General features: G+C 67.9%; 11 protein-coding genes and 1 pseudogene. 8 read left to right on the top strand and 4 right to left on the bottom strand.

Annotated features, from left to right (window positions below; translation table 11 throughout):
• Nucleotides 1–28 precede the first annotated feature (28 nt).
• Nucleotides 29–1,027 carry a TerC/Alx family metal homeostasis membrane protein gene (locus tag EVU97_RS11720; protein WP_129665998.1) on the bottom strand — a complete coding sequence of 333 codons (999 nt, stop codon included), beginning with the start codon at nucleotides 1,025–1,027 and terminating at the stop codon, nucleotides 29–31.
• Nucleotides 1,028–1,295: 268 nt separating this feature from the next.
• Nucleotides 1,296–2,600, bottom strand: a complete 1,305-nt coding sequence (locus EVU97_RS11715; RefSeq protein ID WP_129665996.1) for a polysaccharide deacetylase — start codon at nucleotides 2,598–2,600, stop codon at nucleotides 1,296–1,298.
• Nucleotides 2,601–2,802: 202 nt separating this feature from the next.
• Between EVU97_RS11715 and EVU97_RS11710 the strand changes: the two genes are divergently transcribed.
• The 3 genes and pseudogenes from EVU97_RS11710 (at nucleotide 2,803) to EVU97_RS11700 (ending at nucleotide 6,782) form a co-directional block, all read left to right on the top strand.
• Nucleotides 2,803–4,779, top strand: a complete 1,977-nt coding sequence (locus EVU97_RS11710) for an alpha-amylase family protein (RefSeq protein WP_129665994.1) — start codon at nucleotides 2,803–2,805, stop codon at nucleotides 4,777–4,779.
• A 58-nt stretch (nucleotides 4,780–4,837) separates the two neighbouring features.
• Nucleotides 4,838–5,296 carry a Fur family transcriptional regulator gene (locus tag EVU97_RS11705; protein WP_129665992.1) on the top strand — a complete coding sequence of 153 codons (459 nt, stop codon included), beginning with the start codon at nucleotides 4,838–4,840 and terminating at the stop codon, nucleotides 5,294–5,296.
• 152 nt (nucleotides 5,297–5,448) lie between these two features.
• Nucleotides 5,449–6,782 (top strand): annotated as a pseudogene (locus EVU97_RS11700) (catalase).
• Nucleotides 6,783–6,897: 115 nt separating this feature from the next.
• On the opposite strand, the gene EVU97_RS11695 reads toward EVU97_RS11700, so the two are convergent.
• Nucleotides 6,898–7,965, bottom strand: coding sequence for a hypothetical protein (locus tag EVU97_RS11695; protein ID WP_129665990.1), 1,068 nt, complete (start codon nucleotides 7,963–7,965; stop codon nucleotides 6,898–6,900).
• 162 nt (nucleotides 7,966–8,127) lie between these two features.
• Between EVU97_RS11695 and EVU97_RS15005 the strand changes: the two genes are divergently transcribed.
• The 5 genes from EVU97_RS15005 (at nucleotide 8,128) to EVU97_RS11675 (ending at nucleotide 13,647) form a co-directional block, all read left to right on the top strand.
• On the top strand, nucleotides 8,128–8,289 hold the full coding sequence (locus EVU97_RS15005) for a hypothetical protein (protein ID WP_165357954.1): 162 nt from the start codon (nucleotides 8,128–8,130) through the stop codon (nucleotides 8,287–8,289).
• Nucleotides 8,290–8,320: 31 nt separating this feature from the next.
• Nucleotides 8,321–9,607, top strand: a complete 1,287-nt coding sequence (gene ilvA / locus EVU97_RS11690; RefSeq protein ID WP_129665988.1) for a threonine ammonia-lyase IlvA — start codon at nucleotides 8,321–8,323, stop codon at nucleotides 9,605–9,607.
• 62 nt (nucleotides 9,608–9,669) lie between these two features.
• Nucleotides 9,670–10,605: an alpha/beta hydrolase gene (locus EVU97_RS11685; RefSeq protein ID WP_129665986.1), complete on the top strand. Its 936-nt coding sequence runs from the start codon at nucleotides 9,670–9,672 to the stop codon at nucleotides 10,603–10,605.
• Between the two features lie 97 nt (nucleotides 10,606–10,702).
• Nucleotides 10,703–12,877 (top strand): malate synthase G, encoded by a 2,175-nt coding sequence (locus EVU97_RS11680; RefSeq protein WP_129665984.1) that lies wholly within the window; start codon nucleotides 10,703–10,705, stop codon nucleotides 12,875–12,877.
• Between the two features lie 380 nt (nucleotides 12,878–13,257).
• Nucleotides 13,258–13,647, top strand: coding sequence for a hypothetical protein (locus tag EVU97_RS11675; RefSeq protein ID WP_129665982.1), 390 nt, complete (start codon nucleotides 13,258–13,260; stop codon nucleotides 13,645–13,647).
• Nucleotides 13,648–13,726: 79 nt separating this feature from the next.
• Here the strand turns inward: EVU97_RS11675 and EVU97_RS11670 are convergent, their stop codons facing one another.
• The gene (locus EVU97_RS11670) at nucleotides 13,727–14,788 is read right to left on the bottom strand and encodes a hypothetical protein (protein WP_240730216.1); all 1,062 of its coding nucleotides are present in this window, start codon (nucleotides 14,786–14,788) and stop codon (nucleotides 13,727–13,729) included.
• Nucleotides 14,789–14,796 lie beyond the last annotated feature (8 nt).

Here is a 14,796-nt window from a genome sequence, read left to right as displayed (position 1 = left end):
GCGGGTGCGCTGTGACGAAGGTGAAGCGTCAGTTCCGCGAGTCGGCCCCGGCCTCCTCGCGCTCCTGCCGGCGCGTGACGACGAGGCTCGAGACAGTGACGGCGAGCAGCGACACGACGATGACCGACAACGAGACGGCCGTCGACGGCGTCCACACCCAGTGCCACACGTCGTGCGCCCAGTGCGCGATGAGCTTGTAGCCGATGAACGCGAGGATGACGGCGAGGCCGTACCCGAGGTGCACGAGCTTGCTCAGCACGCCCTCGACGAGGAAGTACAGCGCGCGCAGGCCGAGCAGCGCGAACGCGTTCGTCACGAAGACGAGGTAGGGGTCGCCGGTGATGCCGTAGACGGCGGGCACCGAGTCGAGCGCGAACATCGCGTCGGCCGCGAGCACCGCCACCGTGACGACGGCCAGCGGCGTCAGTATGCGGCGCTTCTTGCCCGTCTCGTCGGCCTCGACGACGCTCATGCTCGTGCCGCGGTAGTCGTCGGTTACCGGGTAGAAGCGGCGCAGGAACTTCACCGAACCGAGCTCGCTCGGGTCGATCTCCTCCTCCTCGTCGCTGCGCGTGTCACGCCAGACCTTGACGGCCGTCCACAGCAGGAACAGACCGAAGATGACGAACATCCACGAGAACTTGGTGAGCAGCGAGGCGCCGATCGCGATCATGATGGCGCGCATGACGAGCGCGCCCGCCACACCGATGAGCAGCACCCGCTGCTGATAGGCCTTCGGCACCGCGAACGCCGCGAGCAGCAGCATGAAGATGAACAGGTTGTCGACCGACAGCGACTTCTCGACGATGTAACCCGTGTAGTACTCGGTGCCGATCTGGCTGCCGTGCTGCGACCAGAGCCACCCACCGAAGGCCACCGGCAGGCCGATGTAGAACAGCGACCACCCGGTCGCTTCCTTCATCGAGACTTCGTGCGGCTTACGCGTGACGATGAAGTCGAGGACGAAAAGGAGCAGGACGCCGACGATGGTGGCGGTCCAGAGCGCCGGTGTGGCAATGGTTTCCATGATGAGAACACCTCAGTTCGCATACGTGTTGAACTGAGGTCTCCTTCACGACGACGCTGTCGCCGCTTCCGCACGGGAGCGCGGCTGGGCGCGCTCGTATTGACCGAAATCGGAACGTGGGAAGTACTCCCCTCGTAGGTAAGCCTAACAGCAGCTGGCGGCGATCGCATCCGAGCGCCTCGCCCACGGCCTGCGCCCGGGGCATCGCCCGGCGACATCGCACCGCCCCCTCGGGCCTGCCTCCGCGCGCCCGCGCAGGGCACCGCCGTCAGCGACGAGCCGGGTCGCGCGTCGCGACGGGATCGAAGAAGTTCGAGAGCACCGAGGAATTGCCGTCCCGCGCCGCGTCGAGTGCGATGCCGTCGATGTTGATCCGCCCCTGACGCATCGACCCTTGCGAGAACTGGATCCAACTCGAGCGCGAGCCGTCGACGTTCGCGAAGTAGTCGAACCCCTCGACGCCGTGGAGAAACGCGTACTTCGGGTTGCGCATCGAGTACGGCGTGGTGTCCGAGATGTCCGCACCGAACGCGAAGATGATCTCCTTCGTCGGCCCGACGATCGGCTTGACGTCGGCATCCCAGCGCGCCGCGTCCGCCTTGATCGTCGCCAGCGACGCCTTGGTGATGTTGATGTGACCGTACGAGTGCGACGCGAAGTTCCACCCCGTGGCCTTCATCGCGTTCGCCACCGTCTTGGCCTTGGCGCGCTCGGCGTCGGTCTTCGCACTGTGGCCGTACGCGGCGTACGACGAGCGGTAACCCAGCACCCCGTTGTAGCCCGTGAGCGCGATCGTGCCCTTGTCCCCGCGGTAGGAGAAATCCGGGTGCTCGCGCACGAAGTCGTCGACGATCGGCACGACGTCATCGGCCCCCTTGCGCACCTTTCCACCCTTCTCCGGGTAGGTGGTGCGCACGCCCTTCGAGCCGTCAACGACGAGGCTCGTCGCGAACCCGTCGCCGGCCATGTACTCGTAGTAGCTGACGTCGTCAACCGAAAGGACGAGCGGTTTCTTGCCCGCCGGCAGCACGATCGGCACCGGGTGCATCTGCCCGTCCGCGCCCCGCTCGGCAACCCGCTGTGGATGGACGAGCACGTACCCCTTGGCGTACATCGAGTTCAGCTGCGCCACGAACTCGCGCTTGGTGACCATGTAGTCCTTGTACCCCTGCGCCTTGCCCTGCCCGGCGTGGAACGCGAGCGCCGGGTCGACGACGAGCGAGTGGTAGAAGACGTGCGAGATCTGCGTGTTATCGGCGAACGGTTTCGCCTTCGCCTTGGCGTCGTTGATGGCGCGACGCTCGGCGTCGGCTTCCTTCGAGGTCTGACCCTTCAGCGCGGCCGTCGCCGCGGCGTAGTCGTACATGCGACGTAGCTCGCGGGCTCGTGCCACGGGGTCGTCGGCGCGAGGTGACGACGTCTTGGTCGACGCCGACGCAGACGACGAGGCGCCGGGAGACACTGGCCGAGAGGATCTGCTCGCCCCGCCATCACCGTCACCCGAGGAGCAGCCGCCCGAAGCGGTGACGATGACGAGGGCCGCGACGGCGGGGCGTGCGGCGGACGTGAACATGCGCAAATGCGGCATCGAGGCTGTCATCTCTGCTCTGCCCCCTCCGGGCGCTGGGGTAACAATCTCTGCTGAGACCAACTATGCCCCCTCCACCTCAGCCGGCGGGCAGCGGGATGCCGCAGGTTCGCGAGCGTTGGCACACAGCACGCCCGCGGAGCGGGAACGCGGCGGGAGCACCCACGCCGTACGCGAGAATGTGTCCATGCCGCTTCCTGTGTCGGTGATCCAACGCGCTTCGTCAGTCCTCACGCCGGCCTCCCCCTGGCAGAGCGACGTCTTCATCGCGCGGCTTCGCGCCCACTGGCCGGCCCTGCGTGACGGCTTGCGTGTCGTCCACCCCCAGCGCGTCGAGGAGATCGCGGGCGACCTCGTCGAGATCGCGGCGCGCCGCTTCCTCGAGCGCCCCGAGGAACTCCACGACCTCGACCGCCGTCGCGAAGCCGACCCGCACTGGCTCTCGTCGCCGCGCATGATCGGCTACGCCGCCTACACCGAACGCTTCGGCGGCACCCTCGCCGGCGTCGCGGAGCGCACCGCCTACCTCGACGAACTCGGCGTCACCTACCTGCACCTTATGCCGTTGCTCCGCACCCGAGCCGGCGATTCCGACGGCGGGTACGCCGTGGTCGACTACCGCGAGGTGCGTGAGGATCTCGGCACGATGACCGACCTCGAGGCCCTCGCGACGACGCTGCGTCACCGCGGCATCAGCCTCGTCCTCGACTTCGTCCTCAACCACGTCGCCGAGGAGCACGAGTGGGCGACGAAGGCGCGCGCCGGCATCCCGAAGTACCGCGACTACTTCCACATGTTCCCCGACCGCTCCGTGCCCGACGTCTACGAGCGCACGCTGCCCGAGGTCTTCCCCGACTTCGCGCCGGGCAACTTCACCTGGGACGAGAAGGCCCAGGCGTGGGTGTGGACGACGTTCAACGCATTCCAGTGGGATCTCAACTGGTCCAACCCCGACGTGCTGGCCGAGTTCACCGACATCATGCTGTTCCTCGCGAACAAGGGTGTCGAAGTGTTGCGCCTCGACGCGATCGCCTTCATGTGGAAGCGCATGGGAACGAACTGCCAGAACCAACCCGAGGTGCACGCCCTGACCTCCGTCCTGCGCGCCATCGCGCGGATGGCGGCGCCCGGCGTCGCGTTCAAGGCCGAGGCCATCGTCGGGCCGCACGACCTCGTGCAGTACCTCGGTCTCGGCGAGTACGAGGAGCGCCTGTCGGATCTGGCGTACCACAACACCTGGATGGTGCAGCTGTGGTCGATGATCGCCGCCCAGGACACGCGTCTCGCGGTGCACACGCTCCGCGGACTGCCGCCGACGCCCGAGGGCGCCACCTGGATCTCCTACATCCGCTGCCACGACGACATTGGCTGGGCCATCGACGACGGCGACGCCGCCGCCGTCGGCCTCTCCGGCCCGCTGCACCGCGCGTTCCTCTCCGACTTCTACGCGCGCGAATCGTTCGATTCGTTCTCGGACGGCCTTGTCTTCCAGGCGAATCCGCAGACAGGCGACCGACGCATCTCCGGCACGATGGCGTCGCTGACCGGCGCGAGCGAGTCGTACAACCCTCACCTGACGGCAACCGGCATGGCGCGGATGAAGCTTCTCGTCGCCGCCACGTACGGCACCGGCGGCCTGCCCGTCATCTGGTCGGGCGACGAACTCGCCCTGCCCAACGACCCCGAGTGGGCAAGCGACCCGACCCACGCCGACGACAACCGCTGGGCTCACCGCCCGGCTCTGCCCGACACTGCGCTCGCCCAGCGTCACGATCACGGCAGCGTCACCGGCGCGATCTTCGAATGGCACTGCTCCGTCGGGCAGGTGCGCGCGCGGCTGCCTCAGCTCGACGGGCAGATGGCCTCCGAGGTGCTGCCTGTCGCGAATCCGGGCGTGCTGGCCGTCGGGCGCCGTCACGCCGCCGGCGACATGGTTCAGCTCTACAACGTGACCGACGGGGAGCAGGCATGGCCCGCGCAGTGGTTGGGCAGCTTCACTCTCGGCGCAGTGCACGACGCTGCGAAGGTCGACTCGGCAGGGGAACGGACGAAGCCGGCCGTCGGGCTCGTCGACGCCCTCACCGCGCGACCCGTGCACTCAGATGCGGACGGCGACATCCACCTCCCGCCGTGGGGTGTGCTGTGGCTCGTCGCGGGTGACTAGTTGACATTGGTCCGGCGCTTATCTTGATTCATTCCAGAAAGCGCGTCACCATAGAGGCATGACCACGACCCAGACCTCGCCGCCGGACCCGCGCACCATGCTGCGCGAGGCCAACCTGCGCGTCACGGGTCCGCGCCTGGCCATCCTCGAAGCGCTCGAGAACCGGCCGCACTCCGACGCCGACACCGTCCTCAAGGCGGTGCGCGAGGGGTACGGCGCCGTCTCGATGCAGACGGTCTACGACGCGCTGCACGCCATGACGGCTCACGGCATCATCCGCCGTATCGAACCGGCGGGGCAGTCCGCGCTGTACGAACGCCGCATCGGCGACAACCACCACCACCTCGTGTGTCGCCGTTGCGCGACGATCGTCGATATCCCGTGCGCCGTGGGCGAAACCCCCTGCCTCACAGCGGCACACGAGAGCGACCTGAGCGCCGGTTTCGAGATCGACGAAGCCGAGGTCACCTACTGGGGCGTCTGCGCTGAATGCCGCGCGAAGACTCCGCCGGGCTGACGTCCGGACGAACCCGCTTCACCCTGTCCGTTGTCAGTGGCAGCGCCTAGGGTGAGAACCGAAGCACCTCCCTCCTGACCGATCACACCCGACCAACCGAAGGAGCACCTCATGGTCGACAACGAGCAGGGCCGCAACCAGGAGCACCCCCGCTGACGACGGCTGCGGGAGCGCCCGTCGTCAACAACCAGGACTCGATTACGGCCGGCCCGCGTGGCCCGATCCTTCTGCAGGACCTGTGGCTCATCGAGAAGCTCGCCCACTTCGACCGTGAGGTCATCCCGGAGCGTCGTATGCACGCCAAGGGTTCGGGCGCGCACGGCACGTTCACGGTGACGAGCCCCGAGATCCAGAAGTACTCGAAGGCCAAGATCTTCTCCGAGGTCGGCAAGCAGACGCCGATGATGGCCCGCTTCTCCACCGTCGCCGGTGAGCGCGGCGCGGCCGACGCCGAGCGCGACATCCGCGGCTTCTCCCTGAAGTTCTATACCGAAGAGGGCAACTGGGACATGGTCGGCAACAACACGCCGGTCTTCTTCTTCCGCGACCCGATGAAGTTCCCGACCTCAACCACGCCGTCAAGCGTGACCCGCGCACCAACCTGCGCAGCCCGGAGAACAACTGGGATTTCTGGTCGTCGCTGCCCGAGGCGCTGCACCAGGTCACCATCGTCATGAGTGACCGCGGCATCCCCAAGACGTTCCGCCACATGCACGGCTTCAGCTCGCACACCTACTCGTTCATCAACGAGGCCGGCGAGCGCTTCTGGTGCAAGATGCACTTCCGCACCCAGCAGGGCATCGAGAACCTCACCGACGACGAGGCCGCACAGGTCATCGCCGAAGACCGCGAGTCCTCGGGCCGCGACCTCTACGAGGCCATCGAGCGCGGTGACTTCCCCAAGTGGACGATGTACGTGCAGATCATGCCGGAGGAAGACGCGAAGACGTACCGCTTCCACCCGTTCGACCTGACAAAGGTGTGGAGCAAGAAGGACTACCCGCTCATCGAGGTCGGCGAGTTCGAGCTCAACCGCAACGCGGACAACTTCTTCGCCGACATCGAGCAGGCCGCGTTCGCGCCGACGTGCCCCGTGCACACCTTCCACCGCGACGGCCAGATGCGCGTCGACGGCAACAAGGGCAGTGAGACGCACTACGAGCCGAACAGCTACGGCGCGATGCAGGAGCAGCCCTCCTACGCAGAGCCGGCGTCCGACATGGCGAAGTATCAGGAGATGGCGCACGTCGCCGACCACTGGGACTACCGCGCGGACGACGACAACTACTACGAGCAGCCGGGCAACCTGTTCCGCCTCATGTCGCCCGAGCAGCAGCACGCGCTGTTCGCCAACACGGCCGCCGCCATCAAGGGCGCGACCGCGCAGACGATCGAGCGTCACATCGAGAACTGCACGAAGGCCGACCCGGCCTACGGCGAGGGCGTCCGCAAGGCGTGCATCGCCAAAGGCGCGCTCGAGGTCTGACCCTCAGGCCACCAGCACGAAAGGGGCCGGGCCCGAAACCACATCTCGTGGTTTCGGGCCCGGCCCCTTTGCGACCTCCGCGAGCGTCTTGCCGCCCCGCGTGACGGCGGACGTGTCAGCCGCCGCTCACCATGTGCAGCACGTCCGGTGAGGCGCTCTCGCAGCTGTCGAAGTGGTTACCCGAACCACGTGCCTTCTGCTTGGAGCTGTCACGGATCTCCAGCATGCCGTTGTAGGCGTTGACGCCGTACGAGCTCGGCGATCCACCGCTCGGCGACATGCTGCCGCTCGAGCTGCCCACGTACGCCTGGTAGCCCGAACCGTCGTAGCCGTACGCAGCCGACCCGCTCGCGCTCGCTGCGTTCCACGCGACGACCGGCGCGCTGCAGCCGGGCAGGTTGATGAAGTCCAGTCCGTTGCTTCCTCCGCCGCCACGCAGGGTGAAGGAGCCGATTCGGCTGGCGCCCTCGCTTCCGGCCCGCCAGACCGTGACCGTGTTGCCCTCACGGGTCATCGCGTAGTCCGAACCGCCCATGCTCGTCGTCTTGACGAGGCCGGGAAGCTCGCTGACACCCGTCGTGCTCGGGCTCGGTGCAGGGGCAGGTTCCTCGGTGGTCTGCGACGGTGCAGGCGCTGGTGCTCCCCCGCCGCCGTTGTTGCCACCGTTCGAGTTGCCCTGTGTCGTGGAGGGGCCAGGGCTGCTCGTCGAACTCTGTGTCGTGCTCGACGACGTCGAGGACGACGTCGAGGACGACGTCGAGGACGACGTGCTCTTCGTCGGTGCGCTGGTGGAGGAGTCGCTCACCGGCGGCGGATCGGCCTTGTCGTCTCCGCGACCGTTCGTGAAGAGGTAGCCGAGCATTCCGACGACGGCGAGCGCGACAACGGCGATGAGCGTCACGAGCATCTGGTTCGTCTTGGCGGGCCGGGCGGACGACGTCGCCGCGCGCTCCACCGGGGGCACGCCGCCCCCGTACTCGTCCGCGTCGTCGGAGGCATAACCGTTGTACGGCTGATCCGCGGCGCGGTCAGCACCGAGACGCGTGGGCTCCTCGTCGAAGAACGCCCCGCTCGTGTTCGCGCCGGCTGTGGCCCCCGCGGCCGTTCGCGTGCCGCAGTTGCTGCAGAACGGCCCCGAGACCTGCTCCCCACATTCGGCGCAGTGCCGCTTGTCGTGCTGCATTCCGCTCCCCTCGTTGCTCGTGTCGAGCGTCCTCACATCGACTCTGCCATGTCTGACGCACGAAGGAGGCACGTGGTTCACACGTGAGAACACGATTCGACAACAATGCTTTTTCGCCGAGGTTCCCAGTGGTGACACAGGTCGGGATGACACGGTGGCCCGGTGAACAACGATCCCGTCGGCGTCGTCGTCATGGCAGCGCTGTTCGGTGCCGTGTGCGGGTTGCTGCTCGTGGGAGTCATCGCCCTGACGCTCCGCCTCGACCGCTCGCGGCACGCGAAGGTGCGACAGGCCCGCGAAGCGCGTTATCCGTCATCCGAGTAGGCCACGCGGCTCTCGCGCGGCGCATGAGAGTCTGGACGCCGTGACCAGCACGACCACCCCCACCCCCGGCGTCGACGCAGCAGCAGTCGACGCCGCCGCAGCGCGCCTCGAGGGCCTGCTCGCTCCGACGCCCGTCACCGAGAGCGGCCGCCTGAGCGCGAAGTACGGCGCCACCGTCGTCCTCAAGCGTGAGGATCAGCAGCCGGTGCGCTCCTACAAGATTCGCGGGGCGAGCAACCTCATTGCGCAGCTCGACGAGGACGCCCGCGCGGCCGGTGTCGTGTGCGCCTCCGCCGGCAACCACGCCCAGGGCGTCGCCTATGCGTGTGCGCGCCTCGGGGTGAAGGCGACGATCTTCCTGCCGCGCACGACGCCGCGTCAGAAGCGTGAGCGCGTGCGCGTGCTCGGCGGCCCGTGGGTGACGACGGTCGTCGAGGGCGACACCTATGACGTGGCGGCCGCAGCCGCCGGTGAGTTCGCCACCACGACCGGGGCAACGCTCGTACCCGCGTTCGACGACGTGCGCACGATCGCCGGACAGGGCACGGTGGCGCGCGAGGCATTCGCCCAGTGCGAGATCCAGCACGGGCGGGTGCCCGACGTCGTCGTCGTGCCCGTCGGAGGTGGCGGGTTGCTCGCCGGCACCACGGCGTGGGTGCGTGAACGCCACCCGAACACGCGCATCGTCGGTGTCGAGCCGGTGGGCGCCCCCTCCCTGCAGGCCGCGCTCGCGGCGGGTCGCCCCGTCTCGGTGCCGGTCACCGATCCCTTTGTCGACGGCGCCACCGTCGGCCTGCTCGGCGCGCACACCTACCCGGTCATCGCGGCGGGCGAGGTGCCCTGTTTCAGTGTTGCCGAGGGGCGCATCTGCACCGAGATGCTCGACCTGTACCAGAGCGACGGCATCATCGCCGAGCCTGCAGGGGCATTGGCCTCGTCAGCGCTCGACGACGTCGAGATCGCCGACGGCGAACTCGTTCTCGCCATCCTGTCCGGGGGCAACAACGACGTCTCGCGCTACGCGGAGGTCGTCGAGCGCTCGCTTGTCTACGAGGGGCGCAAGCACTACTTCCTCGTCGAGTTCCCGCAGGAGCCTGGCCAGTTGCGCCGCTTCCTCAACGAGATCCTCGGCCCGGAGGACGACATCACGCTGTTCGAGTACACGAAGCGCTCCAACCGTGAGACCGGGCCGGCGCTCGTCGGCCTCGAACTCGGCGAGCCCGCCGGTCTCGAGCCGCTGCTCGAGCGCATGGCGGAGTCGGCGATGCGCACCGAGCGCGTCGACCCGGACTCGCCGCTTTTCCGCATGGTTTTGTGACTGTTCAGGGCTCCGACCGGGCAGGATAGCGGTAGTTCAGCCAGCCGCCTCGAGGAGAACCCGTGCAGCCCCAGCCCTTCGACCTCACTGCCCCTGACGGCACGACGCTGCGCGGCCGCCGCTGGGTGGCCGACGAAGCGTCGACGCGCGCGGTCGTCGTCATCGCGCACGGCATGGCCGAGCACGGCGAGAGGTACGCCCGCTTCGCGGACGCCCTCACCGGTGCCGGGTTCGCCGTCTATGCGGCCGACCACCGCGGCCACGGACGCACCGCTGAAGGCGGAACCCTCGGGTACTTCGCCGAGTCCGACGGCTGGAACCGCGTCACGGACGACATCGACACCGTCGTCACGCACGCGAGCGCCGAGCACCCGAACGCGCCGATCGTCCTGTTCGGCCACAGCATGGGCTCGCTGCTCGCGCGCACGTACGCGGTGCGTCATGGTGAACGCCTCACGGCCCTCGTCCTGTCGGGCACGCCCGCCGACGCGGGAACGCTGGGGCTCGTGGGGTCGAAGGTGGCCGCCGCCGAGGCGCGCCTGCGCGGCGCGAAGCACCCGAGCAAGCTTCTCGACAAACTCTCGTTCGGTGCGTTCAACAAGGCGTTCAAGCCGGCGCGCACGGACTTCGACTGGCTGAGCCGGGACGACGCCGAGGTCGACGCCTACGTCGCCGACGACAAGTGCGGGTTCATCGCCACCGCAGGGTTCTACGTCGACATGCTCGGCGGCCTGCGCCTCGTCAACACCCCGTCCTTCGTCGCGGCCACACCAGCGAAGCTGCCCATCCTCGTCGTGTCCGGTGACGCCGATCCGGCGGGTGGCGACGGTCGCGGTGTCGAGGCGGCCGCGGCCATGTTGCGCGAGGGCGGCGTGGAGGACGTGACGCTCATGCTCTACCCCGGCGCGCGCCACGAACTGCTCAACGAGACCAACCGCGACGACGTGACGGCCCACGTTCTCGCGTGGATCGAGGCGCGCCTTCCGCACGACGCGTGACGCGTGTCACTTCGGCGCCCTCAAACCTGCCGCAACCGGTCTACTGACGCGTAGCGTTGGAGAGAAGGAGCCCTCTGCATGCGACGAAAGGAAGCACATGACTGACACCACGCCGCGCACCGAGGTGCACGGACTCCAGGTCGCCACCGTCCTGTACGACTTCATCAACGACTTGGTCCTGCCGGGCACGGACGTCGACCAGGAGACGTACTGGAAGGGTTTCGCCGAGGTCATCACCGACCTCGGACCCAAGAACAAGGCTCTCCTCGCCGAGCGTGACGAGCTCCAGGCGAAGATCGACGCCTACCACCGCGACAACCCGGGCAAGCCCGACTTCGACGCGTACAAGGCCTTCCTCACCGAGATCGGCTACCTCGTCGACGCACCGGCCGACTTCTCCATCACGACGGAGAACGTCGACCGCGAGATCACCGACACCGCCGGCCCGCAGCTCGTCGTGCCGATCCTCAACGCCCGCTTCGCGCTCAACGCGTCGAACGCCCGCTGGGGTTCGCTCTACGACGCGCTCTACGGCACCGACGCGATCGACGAGGCCGACGGCAAGGAGAAGGGCACCTCGTACAACACGGTGCGCGGCGACGCCGTCATCTCGTTCGCGAAGAACTTCCTCGACACTGCCGTCCCGCTCGCCGAGGGTTCCTACACCGACGTCACCGGCTTCGGCGTCGACGGCGGCGAGCTCGTCGTCCACCTCGACGGTGAGCGCACGACGTCGCTGAAGAACGCCGACGAGTTCGCCGGATACGTCGGGCTGCCTGCGCAGCCGGAGGGAATCCTGCTGAAGCACAACGGTCTTCACCTGGAGATCCAGATCGACGCCGAGTCCCCGATCGGCGCGACCGACCCGGCCGGCATCAAGGACGTCCTCGTCGAGTCGGCTGTCACGACGATCATGGACCTCGAGGATTCCGTCGCCGCCGTCGATGCCGAGGACAAAGTGCTCGGCTACACGAACTGGCTCGGCCTCAACAAGGGTGACCTCAAGGAGGAGATCGCGAAGGGCGGCAAGACCTTCACGCGCGAACTCAACCCCGACCGCACCTACACGGCCGCCGGCGGCGACCACCTCACGCTGCCCGGCCGTTCGCTGCTGTTCGTGCGCAACGTCGGCCACCTCATGACGACGGACGCCGTGCTCGACGCCGACGGCAACGAGGTCGGCGAAGGCCTGCTCGATGCGCTCGTCACCATCCCGGCCGCCATCCACGGCTTCGCCGGCAAGGACGGCGTGAGCAACACGCGCACCAACTCGATCTACATCGTGAAGCCCAAGATGCACGGCCCGAAGGAGGTCGCGCTGACGAACGAACTCTTCGCCCGCGTCGAGCAGTTCGTCGGGCTGCCGGAGAACACGGTGAAGGTCGGCATCATGGACGAGGAGCGTCGCACGACGGTCAACCTCTCCGCCTGCATCGAGGCCGCCAAGGAGCGCGTCGTCTTCATCAACACCGGCTTCCTCGACCGCACGGGCGACGAGATCCACACCTCGATGCTCGCCGGCCCGATGGTGCGCAAGGGCGAGATGAAGGGGTCGACCTGGATCAAGGCGTACGAGGACAACAACGTCGACGTGGGCCTGAGGGACGGCCTGCAGCACAAGGCTCAGATCGGTAAGGGCATGTGGGCGATGCCGGACCTCATGGCCGACATGCTCGAGCAGAAGGTGGGCCAGCCGAAGGCCGGCGCGACGACGGCCTGGGTGCCGTCACCGACCGCCGCGACGCTGCACGCGCTGCACTACCACCAGGTCGACGTGTTCGCCGTGCAGGAGGAGCTCGCGAAGCGCAAGGCCGCGTCGGTCGACGACATCCTGCAGATCCCGCTCGCGGAGAACACGGACTGGTCGGACGCCGACAAGCGCGAGGAACTCGACAACAACTGCCAGTCGATCCTCGGCTACGTCGTGCGCTGGATCGACCAGGGCGTCGGCTGCTCGAAGGTGCCGGACATCCACGACGTCGCGCTCATGGAGGACCGCGCCACGCTGCGCATCTCGTCGCAGCTGCTCGCTAACTGGCTGCAGCACGGCATCGTGAGCGAGGACGACGTCGTCGCGTCGCTCAAGCGCATGGCGCCGATCGTCGACAAGCAGAACGAGGGCGATGCGGCCTACGAGCCGATGGCTCCCGGCTTCGACGGCATTGCGTTCAACGCCGCGAAGGAGCTCATCCTCGAGGGCGCGAAGCAGCCGAACGGCTACACCGAGCCGATTCTGCACCGTCGTCGGCGAGACAAGAAAGCCGCGCGCTGAGGATCAAGCGAGCGGAGTCGAGGGTGTGGATGCCGAGCTTGCGAGGCGTTCACACCTCGGCGTAGGGAGCGTTGACGAAGCGCGCCGTGGGCTCAGTGACGATCAAGCCCGACCGAGGTAGGTTCGCGCCGGAGCGTGCGAAGGCCCGGCCCTGCCGAATCGGGCGCTGAGGAACTGAGCCAATGAGTAGTCCGCGCGCTGAGGATCAAGCGAACGGAGTCGAGGGTCGCCTGACCCTCACGATGGCGCGTAACTCTCGGGTAGGCACGCAACTGCACGCCTACGTGTGAGTTACGCGCCATCGTGCGCGCTGGGGTCGGCGCGGGGCGCCCGAGGGCTGCGCGCGACCTGGGTTCCGTTGGAACGCCTAGCATTCGGACATGAAGCGCATCGACGTCCATGCTGACGGGCCCGCGAGTGTCGACGCGGCGTGGCAGGCCTACGTGCACGTCGATCGGTGGCGTGACTGGTCGCCGCACATGCCGCCGGTCGAGGCGGATGCCGTGGTGATCAGTCCCGGCGCGGAAGGACGGTGGCGTCTCGGGCCGGTGACGGTGGGGCGGTTCGTCATCACCGACGTCGATGCGGCGGCGAGGACGTGGAACTGGCGCGTCAGCGTCCTGGGGCTGACGACGACGGGCGAGCACCGCGTCGAGGTTCGTCGGAGCGGGTGCCGCTGCCACATGGCGATGGATCTGCCGCCTCTCGTCGGGCACGCCTATCGACCCGTCGCATGGTGGGCTCTTCATCGCCTTGCTCGCAGCTCGTGAGGCACCGGTCCACACCCCTGGTGGCTTCTCTTTGCGCCCACATGCACCCGGGTGCATCTGGGCGCAAAGAGAGAGGACGTCAGACGGCGACGTTCTCCTCGAGTTCCTCCTCGGTCTCGGGGTCGAGCTCGTCGCGCTCGTCCTGATGCGCGTGCTCGGCGTGACGTCCGACGGGGCGGGACGCAGCTTCCTCGAGCTCACGGGCTCGCACAACACGTCGCTGTTCGACCGCGCATCCGGCTGCGAGACAGAGCAACCCGACGACCAGCCAGCCGAACAAGATGGTGAGCGGGCCGGCGATCGAGGCGTCCGGGAAGTAGATGATGCGACGCAGCGCCTCGACGAAGCCGGAGCCGATCCAGAAGTCGTGCAGCCAACCGAAGAAGCTCGGCTGCATGACGGGCGCGAACACGCCGCCGGACGAGGTGAAGTTGAGCGCGACGAAGATCGCCGAGTACAGCAGCGTCGCGAACCGTCCGATGATCGGGTGCAGGCCGACACCGACCGTCAGCACGCCGGCCGTGTAGAGCAGTGACAGCGCCCACGTTGCGAGCGCGTGCCCACCGAACATGTCGTAACCCCACGCCGCGATCGCGAGTTCGATCGTCGAAATGACGACGGCGGCGCCGGCGGCGAGGGCGATGCGCTGGGCGAACGGGCGGCTCGCAGCCGCCGCGCCGATGGCGATCGACGTGGCGTACGCGGCGACCGTCAGGGCGACGAGGAAGAAGAAACCGTTCTGGCCGGCGGGGTCGTCCGCGGTGAGGGGCGCGACGTCCTTGACGGTCAGCGCATCGTGCTGCTTCTGCGCGACGGGGCGGAACATCTTCTCGACGACGGACTTCGTCGTGTCGGACGCGCCACCGGCGGTGAGCAGTTCGGCCTTGCCGTCACCGGGGACGTAGGCCGCGGAGATCTTCAGGTGCTTCAGCTGATCCGTCGCCTGCTCGGGCGTCGCGATCGTGCGGACGTCCGCCTCGTCGCCGAACGCGTCCTGCACCTTGGCCGCCAGCGGGCCCGCCTGTTGAGCCTGACCGACGACGGCGACGGGCACGTGGTGGGGCGACGGCTTGTGGAAACCACCGAGGTAGGCGGCGCACATGATGAGACCCATGAGGATCGGAACGATGACGTGCGACAAGACCGTCC

Source organism: Dermacoccus sp. 147Ba, from assembly GCF_004151355.1.
In the GTDB taxonomy this organism is placed as follows: domain Bacteria; phylum Actinomycetota; class Actinomycetes; order Actinomycetales; family Dermatophilaceae; genus Dermacoccus; species Dermacoccus abyssi.
This window is presented reverse-complemented; position numbering and strand designations above follow the sequence as displayed.

Excerpts from the sequence above, each read along its gene's own strand:
- EVU97_RS11720 (WP_129665998.1), bottom strand. The coding sequence starts at position 1,027 with ATGGAAACCATTGCCACACCGGCGCTCTGGACCGCCACCATCGTCGGC.
- EVU97_RS11715 (WP_129665996.1), bottom strand. The coding sequence starts at position 2,600 with ATGTTCACGTCCGCCGCACGCCCCGCCGTCGCGGCCCTCGTCATCGTC.
- EVU97_RS11710 (WP_129665994.1), top strand. The coding sequence starts at position 2,803 with ATGCCGCTTCCTGTGTCGGTGATCCAACGCGCTTCGTCAGTCCTCACG.
- EVU97_RS11705 (WP_129665992.1), top strand. The coding sequence starts at position 4,838 with ATGACCACGACCCAGACCTCGCCGCCGGACCCGCGCACCATGCTGCGC.
- EVU97_RS11695 (WP_129665990.1), bottom strand. The coding sequence starts at position 7,965 with ATGCAGCACGACAAGCGGCACTGCGCCGAATGTGGGGAGCAGGTCTCG.
- EVU97_RS11680 (WP_129665984.1), top strand. The coding sequence starts at position 10,703 with ATGACTGACACCACGCCGCGCACCGAGGTGCACGGACTCCAGGTCGCC.
- EVU97_RS11675 (WP_129665982.1), top strand. The coding sequence starts at position 13,258 with ATGAAGCGCATCGACGTCCATGCTGACGGGCCCGCGAGTGTCGACGCG.